General features: G+C 36.2%; 16 protein-coding genes and 1 riboswitch. Of the genes, 5 read left to right on the plus strand and 11 right to left on the minus strand.

Annotation, left to right across the window (positions count from 1 at the left end):
• From ABH960_RS17125 to ABH960_RS17150, 6 genes are all read right to left on the minus strand, one after another.
• A complete protein-coding gene (locus tag ABH960_RS17125) occupies positions 1 to 747 on the minus strand; it encodes an HAD family hydrolase (RefSeq protein ID WP_404446955.1) in 747 nt (248 codons plus the stop codon).
• Between the two features lie 195 nt (positions 748 to 942).
• Positions 943 to 1,848 carry a diacylglycerol kinase gene (locus ABH960_RS17130; RefSeq protein WP_002010051.1) on the minus strand — a complete coding sequence of 302 codons (906 nt, stop codon included), beginning with the start codon at positions 1,846 to 1,848 and terminating at the stop codon, positions 943 to 945.
• Positions 1,849 to 2,460: 612 nt separating this feature from the next.
• Positions 2,461 to 3,888: an Asp-tRNA(Asn)/Glu-tRNA(Gln) amidotransferase subunit GatB gene (gatB, locus tag ABH960_RS17135; RefSeq protein ID WP_002063571.1), complete on the minus strand. Its 1,428-nt coding sequence runs from the start codon at positions 3,886 to 3,888 to the stop codon at positions 2,461 to 2,463.
• 14 nt (positions 3,889 to 3,902) lie between these two features.
• Positions 3,903 to 5,360 (minus strand): Asp-tRNA(Asn)/Glu-tRNA(Gln) amidotransferase subunit GatA, encoded by a 1,458-nt coding sequence (gene gatA / locus ABH960_RS17140; protein ID WP_002010048.1) that lies wholly within the window; start codon positions 5,358 to 5,360, stop codon positions 3,903 to 3,905.
• Positions 5,361 to 5,374: 14 nt separating this feature from the next.
• Positions 5,375 to 5,665 carry an Asp-tRNA(Asn)/Glu-tRNA(Gln) amidotransferase subunit GatC gene (gene gatC, locus ABH960_RS17145; protein WP_000086999.1) on the minus strand — a complete coding sequence of 97 codons (291 nt, stop codon included), beginning with the start codon at positions 5,663 to 5,665 and terminating at the stop codon, positions 5,375 to 5,377.
• Positions 5,666 to 5,806: 141 nt separating this feature from the next.
• A complete protein-coding gene (locus ABH960_RS17150) occupies positions 5,807 to 6,043 on the minus strand; it encodes a YiaA/YiaB family inner membrane protein (RefSeq protein ID WP_002029490.1) in 237 nt (78 codons plus the stop codon).
• 231 nt (positions 6,044 to 6,274) lie between these two features.
• Between ABH960_RS17150 and ABH960_RS17155 the strand changes: the two genes are divergently transcribed.
• The 4 genes from ABH960_RS17155 (at position 6,275) to ABH960_RS17170 (ending at position 8,744) form a co-directional block, all read left to right on the plus strand.
• Complete coding sequence (locus ABH960_RS17155; protein ID WP_000942491.1) at positions 6,275 to 6,757, plus strand: MarR family winged helix-turn-helix transcriptional regulator; 483 nt, start codon at positions 6,275 to 6,277, stop codon at positions 6,755 to 6,757.
• Between the two features lie 75 nt (positions 6,758 to 6,832).
• On the plus strand, positions 6,833 to 8,014 hold the full coding sequence (locus tag ABH960_RS17160; RefSeq protein WP_404447005.1) for an ArsA family ATPase: 1,182 nt from the start codon (positions 6,833 to 6,835) through the stop codon (positions 8,012 to 8,014).
• Entirely contained in the window at positions 8,007 to 8,198 is a 192-nt protein-coding gene (locus ABH960_RS17165) for a DUF3926 domain-containing protein (protein ID WP_002091335.1), read from the plus strand. Before ABH960_RS17160 ends, ABH960_RS17165 begins: the two co-directional genes overlap by 8 nt.
• A gap of 63 nt (positions 8,199 to 8,261) precedes the next feature.
• Positions 8,262 to 8,744 carry an HXXEE domain-containing protein gene (locus tag ABH960_RS17170; RefSeq protein WP_080001730.1) on the plus strand — a complete coding sequence of 161 codons (483 nt, stop codon included), beginning with the start codon at positions 8,262 to 8,264 and terminating at the stop codon, positions 8,742 to 8,744.
• Between the two features lie 167 nt (positions 8,745 to 8,911).
• On the opposite strand, the gene ABH960_RS17175 is transcribed toward ABH960_RS17170, so the two are convergent.
• Genes ABH960_RS17175 through ABH960_RS17185 form a run of 3 tightly spaced genes read right to left on the minus strand, consistent with a single transcriptional unit; the run spans position 8,912 to position 11,462 of the window.
• The gene (locus ABH960_RS17175) at positions 8,912 to 9,766 is read right to left on the minus strand and encodes a MetQ/NlpA family ABC transporter substrate-binding protein (protein WP_219300544.1); all 855 of its coding nucleotides are present in this window, start codon (positions 9,764 to 9,766) and stop codon (positions 8,912 to 8,914) included.
• Between the two features lie 21 nt (positions 9,767 to 9,787).
• Positions 9,788 to 10,453, minus strand: a complete 666-nt coding sequence (locus ABH960_RS17180; protein WP_002091343.1) for a methionine ABC transporter permease — start codon at positions 10,451 to 10,453, stop codon at positions 9,788 to 9,790.
• The gene (locus tag ABH960_RS17185; protein WP_002029486.1) at positions 10,443 to 11,462 is read right to left on the minus strand and encodes a methionine ABC transporter ATP-binding protein; all 1,020 of its coding nucleotides are present in this window, start codon (positions 11,460 to 11,462) and stop codon (positions 10,443 to 10,445) included. Before ABH960_RS17185 ends, ABH960_RS17180 begins: the two co-directional genes overlap by 11 nt.
• Before the next feature lie 126 nt (positions 11,463 to 11,588).
• Positions 11,589 to 11,693, minus strand: a riboswitch (SAM riboswitch).
• Between the two features lie 242 nt (positions 11,694 to 11,935).
• Here ABH960_RS17185 and ABH960_RS17190 point away from each other — a divergent pair.
• A complete protein-coding gene (locus tag ABH960_RS17190; protein WP_404446966.1) occupies positions 11,936 to 12,481 on the plus strand; it encodes a cysteine hydrolase family protein in 546 nt (181 codons plus the stop codon).
• A 312-nt stretch (positions 12,482 to 12,793) separates the two neighbouring features.
• On the opposite strand, the gene pruA is transcribed toward ABH960_RS17190, so the two are convergent.
• Both pruA and ABH960_RS17200 read right to left on the minus strand, forming a co-directional pair.
• Positions 12,794 to 14,341 (minus strand): L-glutamate gamma-semialdehyde dehydrogenase, encoded by a 1,548-nt coding sequence (pruA, locus tag ABH960_RS17195; protein ID WP_002124887.1) that lies wholly within the window; start codon positions 14,339 to 14,341, stop codon positions 12,794 to 12,796.
• 152 nt (positions 14,342 to 14,493) lie between these two features.
• Positions 14,494 to 15,264, minus strand: coding sequence for a TSUP family transporter (locus tag ABH960_RS17200; RefSeq protein WP_404446969.1), 771 nt, complete (start codon positions 15,262 to 15,264; stop codon positions 14,494 to 14,496).
• Positions 15,265 to 15,356: the final 92 nt, after the last annotated feature.

Raw genomic sequence — 15,356 nt, forward strand, 5'->3', positions numbered from 1 at the left:
TTATACATTAGACTTTCCTTCTTCCCAAATAAACTCACCTGAATGAGAAATTAAATCTTCAACAGATTGTAATACTAAATCTGCAAGTGGTTCTAACGTTTGACGATCACCCGTACCAGATAGTACGCCAATCGCATAACAGTCGCCACCATTTTTCGCTAAATGTAAATCCGTCGGTGTATCCCCGACGACTGCTACTTCACATGTCTCTAAATTAAATCTCTCACAAAACGATTCTACAATTTTTTTATCTGGCTTCTGTGCTGGAAATGTATCTGAAGCTATAACACAATCAAAAAAAGCTTCCAATTGATATTGCTTTAAAAATAATTCTGTCGGCGCGAAATCATCAGCTGTAACGACACCTAGAATAAACCCTCTATCCTTTAACGCTTGTAAAACTTTCGGTAAATCTGCCGTCATTCTCATATGTGAACGATGCTCGTACATAAGAGCAAACAACTTTTCACTCACCCATTGATGCATCTCTTCTTCTCTAGATGATGCAACATACTTACAAAGCCCCTTGGCCACATCAAGACTTGTTCCAGCAGCGAGCGCACTACGCGGATGAACAAATGCTCCATCTACGCCAATCTCTTTTAATAAAGCCTGCTGCATTGACTGTGGGAGTTGATATAATTTTATACATTCAGCGACAAGCTCTTCAGCTACTTTTATCCAAATTGAATGAAAATCCATTAATGTCCCATCTTTATCAAATAGTATTGCTTTTACCTTCTCCATAGCATCCTACCTCTCATTTCTTATCTCTTCCAGTGTATCAATAAAATATGGATATAAAATAAACGGATTGTAAAAATACCATAAAAATCAAACTAACTTACAATTTACAATTCATCTGCACATAGAGAAACTTTAATCAGTGGGGGAATCTTATTGCTCGCAAATAGTGAGGTGAAAGCAAAAAAAAGGATGCCTTTACAGGGCATCCTCTTGATGTTCAGGAACAAATAGTTCCAGACAATGATATATATTTTCAAATTCCATTGGTGCATCTCCGCCATATTCACCATCTAAGTTGATCATTAATTTATCAGGTGAATGCACTTTAATACGATTCGCTTGTGTATATAGTACTTTCGGATTGTTAATATGTTCCCCACGCTGCGCTTGTGTTGCTGCTTTAATTAAATCAGCGATAGAACCTTTTTTCAGTACTAATAAATCAAATAATCCATCGTTAATAGATGCATATGGTGCTACTTTTTCGAATCCACCAACTGAACGAGTATTCGTAATTAAAAACATCGTAATTTCTTCTTGTAGCAGTTTCCCATCATACTCAATTTCAACATATGTTGGATGTAATGATGGTAACATTTCGATTCCTTTTAAATAGTAAGCAAGTTGGCCTAATACCGTTTTTAGCTTGCTTGGTACTTCATATGTTAATTCTGTAATACGGCCGCCACCAGCGATATTAATGAAATATGTATCATTCGCTCTACCAAGATCTAACGGTACCGTTGTTCCTTCACAAATAATATCCGCAGCCTCTTCAATAACACGAGGTACACCGATCGCACGCGCAAAATCATTTGTCGTTCCAACTGGAATAATTCCAAACTTTGGACGATGCTCATGTCCTACTAAACCGTTCACTACTTCATTTAATGTACCATCACCACCAGCTGCGATAACAACATCAAACTTACGATCCGCAGCTTGCCTCGCTGCCACAGTCGCATCTCCAGGACCAGTTGTCGCATGACAAGACGCTTCATATCCAGCTTGTTCTAATTTTTGTAATACTTCTGGTAAGCTCTTCTTAAATAGCTCGCGCCCAGAAGTAGGATTATAAATAATTCTTGCTCGCTTCATCATTTATTAGCACAGGAAATTCCTTATTCATTGAAAAACGAATACACCGAACCCTTATTCAGTATCCCTATGCTTACCTCCTCTCATCTTCCTATCCTTCTTTAATTCCGCTCAAACAGGCAGTAAGAACCCGATTCGTGTAGCCCATCAAAAGTAACTATTCACTCCTGATAGTTTTGCTTTATTTAACCAAGAAATTTATCCCGCTATTTGCGGGCAGTAAAACTCCCACCTCAAAATTCGGCTGGGGCAAAGAAGTTATGTGGGAGTCGGGCTGCCCGTAAATGCCCGATGTTTCACTTTATGTCTATCCATTCTCTCACATCAATTTACATATAATGAATAATAATTATCTATTATTTCATGAGATGAAAAAACTCTCTATGTCTAGATTTATCATTATTCCCACCTTTTTGCAACTATCATACCATAGTTGCTATACAAACATTTTTTCACTTTTGACAGTTAATCAAACGTTTGTTTAAATTATTTTTCACCATTTAAACAAACGTTTGATTAACTCAGAAAAAACACCCAAATACGGGTGTTTTTTCTGTTTAATCTTTAAGAATCTATACTATTTTAGCGTTCAAAAATAAGAATTCTTCTCTTTTTTTAGCGCTTATTAATCTCTTCAAGTAAGATTTTATTAACAAGCGGTGGATTTGCTTGTCCTTTTGTAGCTTTCATAATTTGACCAACTAAGAAGCCAATTGCACGGTCTTTACCGTTTTTAAAGTCTTCAATAGATTGCTCATTATTATCAAGAATTTCTGTTACAACCTTACGAAGTGTTCCTTCGTCAGAAATTTGAACCAGACCTTTCGCTTTAACGATTTCGTCTGGGTCTCCACCTTTTTCAATTAATTCATTAAATACTTTCTTCGCGATTTTAGAAGAAATTGTACCTTTTTCAATTAATTGAACCATTTTAGCTAAACCAGCTGGCGTTAATGCAACGTCTTTTAATTCTTTTTGTTGTTTGTTTAAGTATGCAAGTACTTCACCCATTAACCAGTTTGATGTTAATTTCGCATCAGCACCGTCTGCAACTGTTGCTTCAAAGAAATCAGACATCTCTTTCGTTAATGTCAATACATGCGCATCATAAGCTGGTAAGCCAACTTCTTCAACATAGCGAGCTTTACGTGCATCTGGAAGTTCTGGAATAGAAGCACGAATTTCTTCTTTCCACTCATCGTCGATGTAAAGTTCAACTAAGTCTGGCTCTGGGAAGTAACGGTAATCGTCAGATCCTTCTTTTATACGCATTAAGATCGTTTTCTTCGTTGCTTCATCATAACGACGTGTTTCTTGTTGGATGATACCACCAGATAATAATTCTTTTTCTTGGCGCACTTGCTCATGCTCAAGACCTTTTTGCACGTAAGTGAAAGAGTTTAAGTTTTTCAGTTCTGCTTTTGTACCGAACTTCTCTTGTCCAACTGGACGAAGTGAAATATTCGCATCACAACGAAGAGAACCTTCTTCCATCTTACAATCAGATACACCTGTATATTGAATGATTGATTTTAACTTCTCTAAGTACGCATATGCTTCTTCTGGAGTACGCATATCTGGCTCAGATACGATCTCGATTAAAGGCATACCTTGACGGTTGTAGTCTACTAATGAACCGTCAGCTGCATGCGTTGATTTACCAGCATCTTCTTCTAAATGAAGACGTGTAATACCGATACGTTTCTTTTTACCGTCTACTTCGATTTCAATCCAACCATTTTCACCAATTGGCTTATCAAATTGAGAGATTTGGTAAGCTTTCGGATTATCTGGGTAGAAATAGTTTTTACGGTCGAACTTCGTTTCCGTTGCGATTTCACAGTTTAATGCCATTGCGGCTTTCATTGCAAAGTTAACTGCTTCCTTATTTAAAGTAGGAAGTACCCCTGGGTATCCTAAGTCAATTACACTTGTTTGTGTATTTGGCTCCGCTCCGAATTCTGTTGGACTCGCAGAGAAAATTTTCGAATTTGTTTTTAACTCAACGTGAACCTCTAACCCAATAATTGTTTCTAAATTCATCTATGCTCGCCTCCTTACAGACTTGCTTTTTTTGTATGATAGTCTGTTGCTTGCTCAAACGCATGTGCAACGCGGTAAATCGTCGTTTCATCGAAGTGTTTACCAATGATTTGTAGACCAAGTGGCATGTTGTTAGCACCGAATCCACATGGAACAGAAATCGCTGGAACACCCGCTAAGTTTACTGGAATTGTTAAAATGTCATTTGCATACATTGTCATTGGATCGTCCACTTTTTCGCCTACTTTAAATGCTGGAGTTGGCGTTGTTGGTCCAATAATAACATCGTAGTTAGCAAATACATTTTCAAAGTCATTTTTAATTAATGTACGTACTTGTTGTGCTTTTTTGTAATATGCATCATAGTAACCAGAGCTAAGAGCAAATGTACCAAGCATAATACGACGTTTTACTTCATCACCGAAACCTTCGCTACGTGTGTTTTTGTAAAGATCTAATAAGTTATTTACATTATCAGAACGAACACCGTAACGTACGCCATCAAAGCGTGAAAGGTTCGCAGATGCTTCAGAAGAAGATAATAAGTAATACGTTGCTAGAGCGTATTTAGAGTGTGGAAGAGATACTTCCTCCCAAGTTGCGCCCATACCTTCTAACACTTTTAAAGCAGCTAGCACTGACTCACGAGCTTCTTCGCCAACACCTTCGCCTAAGTATTCTTTCGGTACAGCAATACGTAAACCTTTAACATCGCCTGTTAAACCAGCTAAGTAGTTTCCTACTTCAACGTTTGCAGAAGTTGCATCCATACGGTCAATACCTGAAATAGCTTGTAATAAGTATGCATTGTCTTCTACTGTACGTGTAATCGGTCCGATTTGGTCAAGTGAAGATGCGAATGCTACTAATCCGTAACGAGATACGCGTCCGTAAGTTGGTTTTAAACCTACAACGCCGCAATATGCAGCTGGCTGACGGATAGAACCACCCGTATCAGAACCTAGAGAGAATAATACTTCTCCTGCTGCTACTGCTGCTGCAGAACCACCACTAGATCCGCCTGGAACGTAATCTAAGTTCCATGGATTTTTTGTAGCGTAGAAGCCTGAGTTTTCATTTGAAGAACCCATTGCGAACTCGTCCATATTTAATTTACCAATTGTAACTGTGTCAGCAGCTTTTAGCTTTTGTACAACTGTCGCATCGTAAATTGGATCGAAGTTTGCTAATATTTTGCTCGCACAAGTTGTACGAAGACCGTTAGTTACAATGTTATCTTTTACACCAATTGGCATACCGAATAATAAACCATTATCCTCAGCACCAATCTTTGCATCTAATTCTTTCGCTTTCGCGCGTGCATTTTCTTCATCTAATGTAAGAAAAGCTTTTACGTTATCTTCAACATCCGAAATACGTTTGTAAGATTCTTCTACTAAATCCGTAACGGAAATTTCTTTGTTGTTTAACTTCTTATGTAACTCTGATACAGAATGATCAAATAATGACATCGAAATTCCCTCCTCTATTCTAATACTGCTGGAACACGGATTTGATTATCTTTGTGATCCGGTGCATTTTTTAATACTTCTTCTACTGGTAAACCTTTTTCTGGCACATCTTCACGCATAACATTTTTCATAGTTAATACATGAGTTGTTGGTTTTACATCAGTTGTATCTAATTCATTTAACTGTTCTGCAAATGTAACAATTGCATCTAGTTGTTTTTGAAATTTTTCTGCTTCTTGATCAGTAATTGCAAGACGTGCTAAATGTGCTACGTGCTTTACATTCTCAACGGAAATTCTTGACACGGCTAGGCCACCTCCATAATATATCGTTCAATCTACAATACTATTGATGATACCAAATTTTCAGTACTTCAAGCAAGTCAACACACGGCACTTACGGTATTTTTACATAAAAAAAGAAAGGCAAGTGCCTTTCTTTACAATTTACTCTTTATCTAACGATTTATTTTTCGGAAATCTTTCATTATCTTCCTCATTATCACGAATTGTTTTTTGTAATACAAAACAAGACATCGTTAAAAATAATGTTCCAATTAAATAGTACCCTTTTACACTAAGCGTTTCATCTAACGTGTAAATCCCAATTAGCATTCCTGAAAGCGCACAAACAAATGAAGTCCATGCTAAAAACGTGAACGCTTGCGTATTTCGTCTTCTCATCGTTCTCCCCCTCGTTAGCTGTACACCTATTATAGATAAATATATTTATCACAATGGGTTTTTATGTAAAATCACTTTTCTATTTATTAATCTATCACAAAAAATTTCTATTTTGAAGGTATTTTTCTTTCTAATCTGAAAAAACAGTTAAAAACATTGACATTTATTTCAATTCCACATAAAATAAAAAACAAATATTACGAACCTCGAAATATACGGGAGTGGAAATAATTGTTGCAATATGAACATTTTTTAGACTTACTGCTAGATAACGCCAAGAAACTTTTCTATCCTGAAGAATGGGTAAGCCTTGATTTAACACTTTCCAAGACAGAAGTATTTTGTTTACTTTGGATGGAGCGAAATACGGATATTACAATGACAAAAATCGCTGATCTTCTTGATATACCGATGAGTACAACAACGGGCGTTGTAAATCGCCTTGTAAAAAAGGGATATATTGAACGCTACCGGAATGAAAGCGATCGACGCATTGTATTAATTCGTTTAACAGAAAACGGCGTAATGCTCGTTCAAGAAGTAAAACAAAATGCGGCCCATTACTTTAGCCTAGTGACAGATGCATTGTCAGAAGAAGAAAAAGCATTCTTACTACAAATATTCCAAAAGATCATGAATCACATTGCTACGTCACAGCAAAAAACAGAAGAAAAGGTTTCTACACCTAAAATGAAAAACATTCCGATTGAATAAGACCCTAGTTGGGTTTTTATTCAATTAAATATTTCGACACTCGTAATATTCGATACTCGAAACAAAGGGGATAGAATAATGAGAATTATTTTGTATACAGGTAAAGGCGGCGTTGGAAAAACTAGCATTTCAGCAGCAACAGCAATCCAAAGTGCAAAACAAGGATTAAAAACATTAGTAATGAGCACAGATCCTGCTCATAGTTTAGGGGATTCATTTGGCATAAAACTATCTTCTGAGCCACTAGAAATTCGCGAAAACTTGTGGGCACAAGAAATTAACACTATTTATGAAATGGAAAAAAGCTGGGGGAAATTGCAGAAATATATTACACTACTCTTCACTTCCAAAGCAGCCGATGATATTACAACAGAAGAATTAACGATGTTCCCTGGTATGGAAGATTTAATTAGCTTACTTCGAGTACTCGATTACTATAAACACAACACTTACGACGTCATCATTATTGATTGCGCACCGACTGGAGAAACTTTAGCAATGCTTAGCTTTCCAGACATGCTCGGCTGGTGGATGGAAAAACTCTTTCCTATTAAAAGGAAGATTTTAAAAGTTGTTCGTCCTGTAGCTCAACCAATTCTTGGTGTCCCCCTTCCAACTGATGATATTATGGACGAATTAACGAATACGCTTGAACAACTTGGAGAAATGAGAGATATTTTATCAAACCGAGAAGTAACGAGTATTCGCGTTGTTGTAAATCCTGAAAAAATGGTCATTAAAGAAGCTCAGCGTAGTTTTACTTATTTAAACTTATACGATTATAACGTAGATGCCATTATGATTAACCGCGTCATCCCTAACACTGTTACCGACCCTTACTTTCAGGCATGGAAAGATACACAAAAGAAATATAAGGCGTTAATTAAAGATAGTTTTCAGCCACTTCCTATTTACGAAGCTCCCATGTTTGAACAAGAAGTTGTTGGTTTACCTATGTTAGAGCGTGTAGGAAATGCTTTATTCAAATCAGACCCTTCTCCTACTGAAGTGAAATTTAATGGCCGCACACAATATGTAAAAAAAGATGGCGATGAGTATATTTTCGTTCTGTCTATTCCCTTCTCAAACAAAAGTGAACTTTCATTAAATCAAAAAGGTGATGAACTTATTATTCGAGCCGGCTCTATGAAGCGAAATATCACCTTACCAAAAACATTAACACACCTTTCTATTCAAGGAGCTAAGTTTGAAGCTGATGTACTAAACATTCGGTTTGGAGGTGTAGTACATGCATGATGAATTACTAAGAAAGGTAATTCGTACAAAAATAAAAATCGGTATGCGTATATTAGAAGAGCTACCGAATCCGATTCAGCAATCAGCTAAGCACGCACTAAATATTTTGCAAGAGGAGCTCTCCTCTTATGCTGAAGAACAACCGCAACCTGAGAGTAATTTAAAAAGCATCATAATTGAATAACTATACCCTTGTAGAAAGCCTTTTCTTATAGGCTTTCTATCCCTTTATTGGAGCTGATATAAGTTGATAAACACATCTTCAACAAGACATTTCACCACTAATATAATCTGGCTAATCCCCCTTCTATTCTTTTTTCATAACCTTGAAGAAGCTTTCCAAATGCCACAATATATCGCTAATCGATTTTCGATCCATTTTATAACTAACAAACAATTTTTCATTGCAATTTCCATATTAACAACCTTCGTCTTACTCATAGTCATTCTATATCAATTAAGCATCATATCTTCTATTTATTTGATCATTTTTATACAGGGCTGTATCTTCTTTAACGCCGTTCAACATATTATCTTGTATTTCATTTATCGTTCTTATAATCCAGGAGTAATCTCAGCATCTATCATTATCCTATTTTCTCTTTTCTTATTTTCATCAAAGAAACTATTAATCCCTAAAAAGAAATTAGCAAGTACACTCATTTTTAGTTTAATCTCTTACCCAATCATAATTTGGATTTCCTTATTATTAGCCAGCTGCTTTAATTAAAAAAAGACCAGGAAAACTCCTGGTCCATCACTCTACTTAACAAACATTGGATTCTATGTTATACAAAATTAGAAGGTACAGAATTAGGGTTTTGTTTGTTAAGTAGATTATATGTTGAACGAGCTAACAGCGGAGGGGTTCCTACTGCTAGTCCGTTAAACTCAATATTATTTTGCGATTTTTGCAAGCTCATCAAGTGAAAGATCTACTGAAATTGAACCATCATTCGTTTCTTTCTTAATTGCATCTGTTACTTCTTTTGAATGATACAATTCAATTACTTTTTTCAGCGTTGGATCATCTTTGTCTTTCGTACGAGCTGCGAAAATATTAATATAGGCCTTTGCATTTTCATTCTTTGGATCTTCTAAGAAAATAGGATCCTTCGCTGGATCTAATCCAGCTTGACCAGCAACACCGTTATTAATAACTGAAGCCGCTACATCTTTTAATACACGAGGTGTTTGCTGTGCGATAACCGGTGTGATTTTTAACTTCTTCGGATTTTCAGCGATACCGCTTGGATCCCCAAATAGACCAAAATCTTTCTTAAGCTTTAATAATCCAGCTGCATCAAGAAGTTTTAATGCACGTGCTTGGTTCGTTGGATCATTCGGAATAGCAATTTCCGAACCATCTGGGATTTCATTTGCTTTCTTATATTTTTCAGAGTATAAGCCCATCGGTGCAATTTGCGTTGTACCAACAGCTGTAATATCTAACTTATGCTCCTTTTTAAATTGCTCTAAGAAAGCGATGTGCTGGAATGAGTTTAGTTCAATATCTCCATCAGCTAACGCTTTGTTGGGTGTTGTGTAATCAGAGAACTCAACCAGTTTAATTTTAATCCCTTCTTTTTCAGCTTTTTTCTTTAAAATTTCCCAAACGTCTCCATCTGTTCCAGTTACACCGACGCGAACTACTTTCTCTTTCGCTCCTGCACCTGTGTCTCCACCTGAGCAGCCGCTTAACGCTGTAATTCCTACGATCGCTGATAATGCAAATGCTAAAATTTTCTTCATTTTCTTTTCCCCTCTTCCTTTTTATGATCTGCGTAAAAAAACTTTCGCAAAGTAGTTCCCTAAATTTTGAGCTACCTGTACAAGAATAATAAGTAAAACGACCGTTACAAACATAACTGATGTATCAAAGCGTTGATAACCATATGTCATTGCTAAGTCACCAAGACCGCCACCACCGACAAGCCCAGCAACTGCAGAAAATTCAATTAAACCAACCGTCATAAACGTGACACCTAAGATCAATGGTGCTAAAGCTTCTGGTACGAGGATTTCAAAAACAATTCTAAGTGGTGAAGCGCCCATTGCTTGTGCTGCTTCAATTACCCCTTTCGGAACGGAAACAAGATTTGTTTCAACCATTCTAGCAATACCAATTGATGCAACTAACGTCATTGGGAAGATTGCTGCAGCCGTTCCAATCGTCGTTCCAATAACACTTCTTGTTAGTGGGCTTAAAGCTACTAAAAAGATAATGAATGGAACCGGACGAATTGTATTAATTATGATATTAAGAATAGAAAAGACCCATTTATTTTCTAAAAAATTTCCTTTTCTCGTTACATACAATAGTAAACCTAGAGGTATACCGAGAATTGTAGCGAATATAAGGGTTACAATTACCATTAAGAGGGTATCCCCCGTCGCATCTAATATGCGAGGCCAAAATATACTCCAATCAACTCGCATGAGCTTCTACCTCCTTCAGCTGCACTTGCAGTCTTAGATGTTGTAATGCTTTTTGAATTTCTTTCTGTTCACCTTGTAGCTCTACAAGAAGATTTCCAAATAGCACATTTTGGAGTTCAATAATATTTCCATAAAGAACATTTACATCGACGTTATAGTTTTTCGCAATATATGATAGTACAGGCTGCCCTGTCTCTTCCCCAGTAAAAGTCAGGCGATAAATCTGACCTCCGTTTTGAATTTTCGCTAGAACACTTTCTGGTAAGTGATCATTAATAACAGAGCGTACAAAATTTTGAGTGGTCTTTGTTTTTGGTTGTGTGAAAACGTCAAACAGTTTTCCTTCTTCAATTACTTTTCCTTTTTCCATAACGGCTACACGGTGACAAATCTCTTTCACAACGTGCATTTCATGTGTAATAAGTAGAATCGTTAAATTGTACTCTCTATTTACCTTCTTTAATAAATTTAAGATTTCTGTCGTTGTTTCCGGATCTAAAGCTGATGTTGCCTCATCACATATGAGAATATCCGGTGATGTCGCAAGTGCTCTTGCAATCCCAACACGCTGCTTTTGCCCACCTGATAACTGTTCTGGATAATAGTTCGCTTTATCTTCTAAACCAACAAATTTTAGTAGTTCATTCACTCTTTCTTTTATCTCATTCTTCGGCAATTTCGCTAACCTTAATGGATAAGCAATGTTCCCAAACACCGTTCTTGAATTAAATAGATTAAAACTTTGGAAAATCATCCCAATTCTTTGTCTTAGTTTCCGTAATTCTTTCGCCGATAATGATGTAATATCTTTATCATCTATTGAAATTGTTCCTGCAGTTGGTCTTTCTAACATATTTACTAAACGTAATAACGTACTCTTTCCAGCACCACTAAATCCGATAATGCCAAAAATTTCGCCCTTTTCAACTGACAGCGTTACATCCTCAACCGCATGAACAGATTGCCCACCTGATTCATATACTTTACTTACATTGTTAAAAGAAATCATTTTCTTCCCTCCTATATGCTGTAAAAACTTGAAGTAGAGCTTTCGAGGTAAAATAAAAAGTGCTCTCCTTCTTATCAGTAATAAAAGATAAGAAGGAGAGCACTTTTATATGTACTCATTCACATCTTCTCATCTTCCAAGCCTTTATAGGCTTGCTGGAGTTAGCACGGTATTAAAAAACCCGTTGCTGAGGTATCGTAGGGCCAGTCCCTCCACCTCTCTGGATAAGAGTGTATCGATTTAATTGTCGTTTAATTAAGTCTTATTATAGAACTCAGAATAATGAGAGTCAATACAATTTTTAGAAAAAACATTAACTATTTCTCTATTTAAATTTTTAAATAAGAAGTAACAATACAATAGTGATTTTTAAAGTTATGTAAAATCCTTCTCACTCATACTTTTAAAAAGGAGAATCTTCTCTACTCATTGAATAACATTATTTGAATATGAAATCGGAGGAAGATAGATATATGAAAACAGCTCTTTTGCTCGTCGACATTCAAAATGATTATTTTCCAAGCCGAATGATGGAATTACGTAATCCAGTAGAAGCAAGTGAATATGCTAGTCAGCTACTACAACATTTTAGAATAAGAAACGAACCTATTTTTCATATCCAACATGTAGCTATAAAAGATAGCGCTACTTTTTTCCTACCCAATACAGAAGGTGTCCATATTCACGAAAATGTCCGTCCACTTAGAGAGGAAACCGTTATCCTTAAACATTATCCAAATAGCTTCCGAGAAACTGATCTTCTAGAACAATTACAACGTTCAGGAATTGAGCACGTCGTAATATGCGGGATGATGACCCATATGTGTATTGATGCTACAGTAAGAGCTGCTTTTGATTTTGGCCTTCACTGTACCGTAATACACGATGCTTGTGCTACAAAAGATCTTTCATTTAAGAATGCTACTATACCAGCTGTTTATATTCATAATACAATTTTGGCGAGTTTAAATGGAGTATACGCAAATATAATGAGTACAGAAGAGTTTTTAGCGACCTAAAAAAAACACTCCTTTCAGTTAGCAAAGCCGAAAGGAGTGTTCTCTTGTCTAACCATAGATTTTCTTTCAAATTGTATTATACAGGAAATCCTCAAAATGAATACTAAAAAATATGACTAATAAGTCAATTTTTCTCGTTGTTTTGTTTCTATTTACATGTTTATCCCGATATTAATAGGGTTTAGCTAGTTCTAACCACCAAATAGTAATATATGGTAATACCTTCCGATTCAAATTAACTAACTCCTATTATAGAGAGTTTCTCAAAAAGAAGAGATCTTCACAGACTGTGAAGATCTCTTCTACTATTTCTTATAAAGTTTCAGAAGTAGTTTTTGCTTGCATGTGAAGTGCTAAGTAGTCAGGGCCACCAGCTTTAGAGTCTGTACCAGACATGTTAAAGCCACCGAATGGTTGGTAACCTACGATTGCACCAGTACATCCACGGTTGAAGTATAAGTTACCAACGTGGAAGTCTTCACGTGCTTTTTCAATATGGTCACGGTTGTTAGTAACAACTGCTCCTGTTAAACCGTATTCTGTATTGTTTGCAATTGCAAGTGCATGATCAAAGTCTTTTGCTTTACAGAATGCTACTACTGGTCCGAAGATTTCTTCTTTCATTAAGCGAGCATCTTCTGCAACGTCAGCAACGATTGTTGGTTGGATGAACCAGCCTTTAGAATCGTCTCCTTCGCCACCTGATACGATTTTACCTTCTTCTTTACCAATTGCAACATAGCTCATTACTTTATCGAATGCAGCTTGGTCATTAACAGGTCCCATGTTAATATCTTTTGCATCTGGGTTACCTACTGTTAATTCTTTTGTTAATTCAACAGCACGATTTAATACATGATCGTATACATCTTCATGGATTACTGCACGAGAACATGCAGAACATTTTTGTCCTGAGAATCCGAATGCTGATGCAACGATAGATTTAGCTGCTAATTCAAGATCTGCCTCTTTATCAACAACGATTGTATCTTTACCACCCATTTCAGCGATAACACGTTTTAACCAAATTTGTCCCGGGTTTACTTTTGCTGCACGTTCGTAAATACGAATACCTACATCGCGAGATCCAGTAAAGCTAACGAAACGTGTACGAGGGTGATCTACTAAGTAGTCACCAACTTCAGAGCCATTACCTGGAACGAAGTTTACTACGCCAGCTGGTAAACCAGCTTCTTCTAATACTTCCATAAATTTCGCTGCTACTACAGGAGTTGTACTAGCTGGTTTTAGTAATACTGTGTTACCAGAAACTACAGCAGCTGTTGTCATACCTGCCATAATTGCGAATGGGAAGTTCCAAGGAGAAATAATAACACCTACTCCTAATGGAATGTAAGAGAAACGATTATATTCAATTGGACGGCTTTCTACTGGAATACCGTCTTTTAATTTCAACATTTGACGAGCATAATATTCCATAAAGTCGATTGCTTCTGCTGTATCAGCATCTGCCTCATTCCATGGTTTACCTGCTTCTTTTACAAGAATAGCAGAGAACTCATGTTTTCTACGACGAACGATTGCTGCAGCACGGAATAAAATATCTGCACGCATTTCTGGTTTTGACTTTCTCCAAGTTTGGAATGTTGCATCCGCTACTTGCATTGCTTTTTCAGCTAATTCACGGCTTGCTTTTGAAACGCGACCAACAAGTTCCTCTTTATTTGCAGGGTTTACAGAAACAATTTTGTCTTCTGTAGTGATTTTTTCTCCCCCGATAATTAATGGATAGTCTTGTCCAAGATAAGATTCTACTTTCTTTAAACCCTCTTCAAACGCTAATTTGTTAGCCTCTACTGAAAAATCTGTAAATGGCTCATGTTTGTATGCTACTACCATCTTTTTAGCCTCCCCTTAGAAAAACGTTTACATTTTACAACATTATTCTACACGATAATTTAGATTTATTCAAATATTCCTAGACTTATATTTTTAAAATTAATAAATTTTTAAAATATAATAAAAAAAGAGATTCATACATACGTATGAATCTACAAAATATGAGTATATTCCAAAACATTTTTCCCGATTAATAAAATAGTAACTAATAAAAATAAAGTCCTTACATATCCAACACCTTTTTGAACCGCAAACTTCGATCCAAAATAAGCACCTAAAATCATTGATAAGCCCATAATTATACCGTATTCAAAATGAATCACATCTAAAAATAAAAAAGTAATTAAAGATACGATATTACTAACGAAGTTCAAAAGTTTTCCAGATGCTGCCGCTTGAATAAAATCCAAACCAATTAATAAAAATGCAAAAATTAAAAAGGATCCTGTCCCTGGTCCAAAAAAACCATCATAAAACCCTATCATTAAAATAACAAAGAAAAATATTAATGTTTTCCCTTTTGTCATCTTTTTATAGGTAGATGCACTTCCCCAATCTTTTTTCGCAATAATATAAATGGCAATAAAAACCAACATTACGAGTACTAGTGGCCGCAAAATATCAGGCGGAATAAACTTTACTACTAAGGCCCCTGCGACTGCTCCAATAATAGTTAACGGGATTAACTTTCCTACAATCCGAAAATCCACCTTACCTGATCGAATAAAATAAATTGTACTCGTAAGCGTCCCCATCGTTGCAGCTAATTTATTCGTTGCAATTGCCGAAGCTGGTGATAAACCAACAAACATAAATGCAGGAAGCGAAATTAACCCTCCCCCTCCAACAACTGAGTCAATAAAAGCAGCTAAAAATCCGAATGCAATTAATAAAATAATGACTTGAAAGCTTAGTTCTTCCATGAATTTGCCCCTTACCCCTTTATTTGTAACATTTAAAATTATAACAAAATTTTTCAAGAAAAAAAGCTGTTCCTTTATGGAACAGCTCTCAT

The sequence above is a fragment of the Bacillus sp. RC252 genome, from assembly GCF_044909215.1.
Taxonomy (GTDB): Bacteria; Bacillota; Bacilli; order Bacillales; family Bacillaceae_G; genus Bacillus_A; species Bacillus_A mycoides.

What these genes read in the sequence shown, in the direction of transcription:
- ABH960_RS17200 (WP_404446969.1), bottom strand. Translation starts at nt 15,264, where the DNA reads ATGGAAGAACTAAGCTTTCAAGTCATTATTTTATTAATTGCATTCGGA.
- ABH960_RS17125 (WP_404446955.1), bottom strand. Translation starts at nt 747, where the DNA reads ATGGAGAAGGTAAAAGCAATACTATTTGATAAAGATGGGACATTAATG.
- ABH960_RS17130 (WP_002010051.1), bottom strand. Translation starts at nt 1,848, where the DNA reads ATGATGAAGCGAGCAAGAATTATTTATAATCCTACTTCTGGGCGCGAG.
- gatA (WP_002010048.1), bottom strand. Translation starts at nt 5,360, where the DNA reads ATGTCATTATTTGATCATTCTGTATCAGAGTTACATAAGAAGTTAAAC.
- gatB (WP_002063571.1), bottom strand. Translation starts at nt 3,888, where the DNA reads ATGAATTTAGAAACAATTATTGGGTTAGAGGTTCACGTTGAGTTAAAA.
- ABH960_RS17165 (WP_002091335.1), top strand. Translation starts at nt 8,007, where the DNA reads ATGCATGATGAATTACTAAGAAAGGTAATTCGTACAAAAATAAAAATC.
- ABH960_RS17180 (WP_002091343.1), bottom strand. Translation starts at nt 10,453, where the DNA reads ATGCGAGTTGATTGGAGTATATTTTGGCCTCGCATATTAGATGCGACG.
- ABH960_RS17150 (WP_002029490.1), bottom strand. Translation starts at nt 6,043, where the DNA reads ATGAGAAGACGAAATACGCAAGCGTTCACGTTTTTAGCATGGACTTCA.
- ABH960_RS17175 (WP_219300544.1), bottom strand. Translation starts at nt 9,766, where the DNA reads ATGAAGAAAATTTTAGCATTTGCATTATCAGCGATCGTAGGAATTACA.
- ABH960_RS17185 (WP_002029486.1), bottom strand. Translation starts at nt 11,462, where the DNA reads ATGATTTCTTTTAACAATGTAAGTAAAGTATATGAATCAGGTGGGCAA.
- ABH960_RS17190 (WP_404446966.1), top strand. Translation starts at nt 11,936, where the DNA reads ATGAAAACAGCTCTTTTGCTCGTCGACATTCAAAATGATTATTTTCCA.
- pruA (WP_002124887.1), bottom strand. Translation starts at nt 14,341, where the DNA reads ATGGTAGTAGCATACAAACATGAGCCATTTACAGATTTTTCAGTAGAG.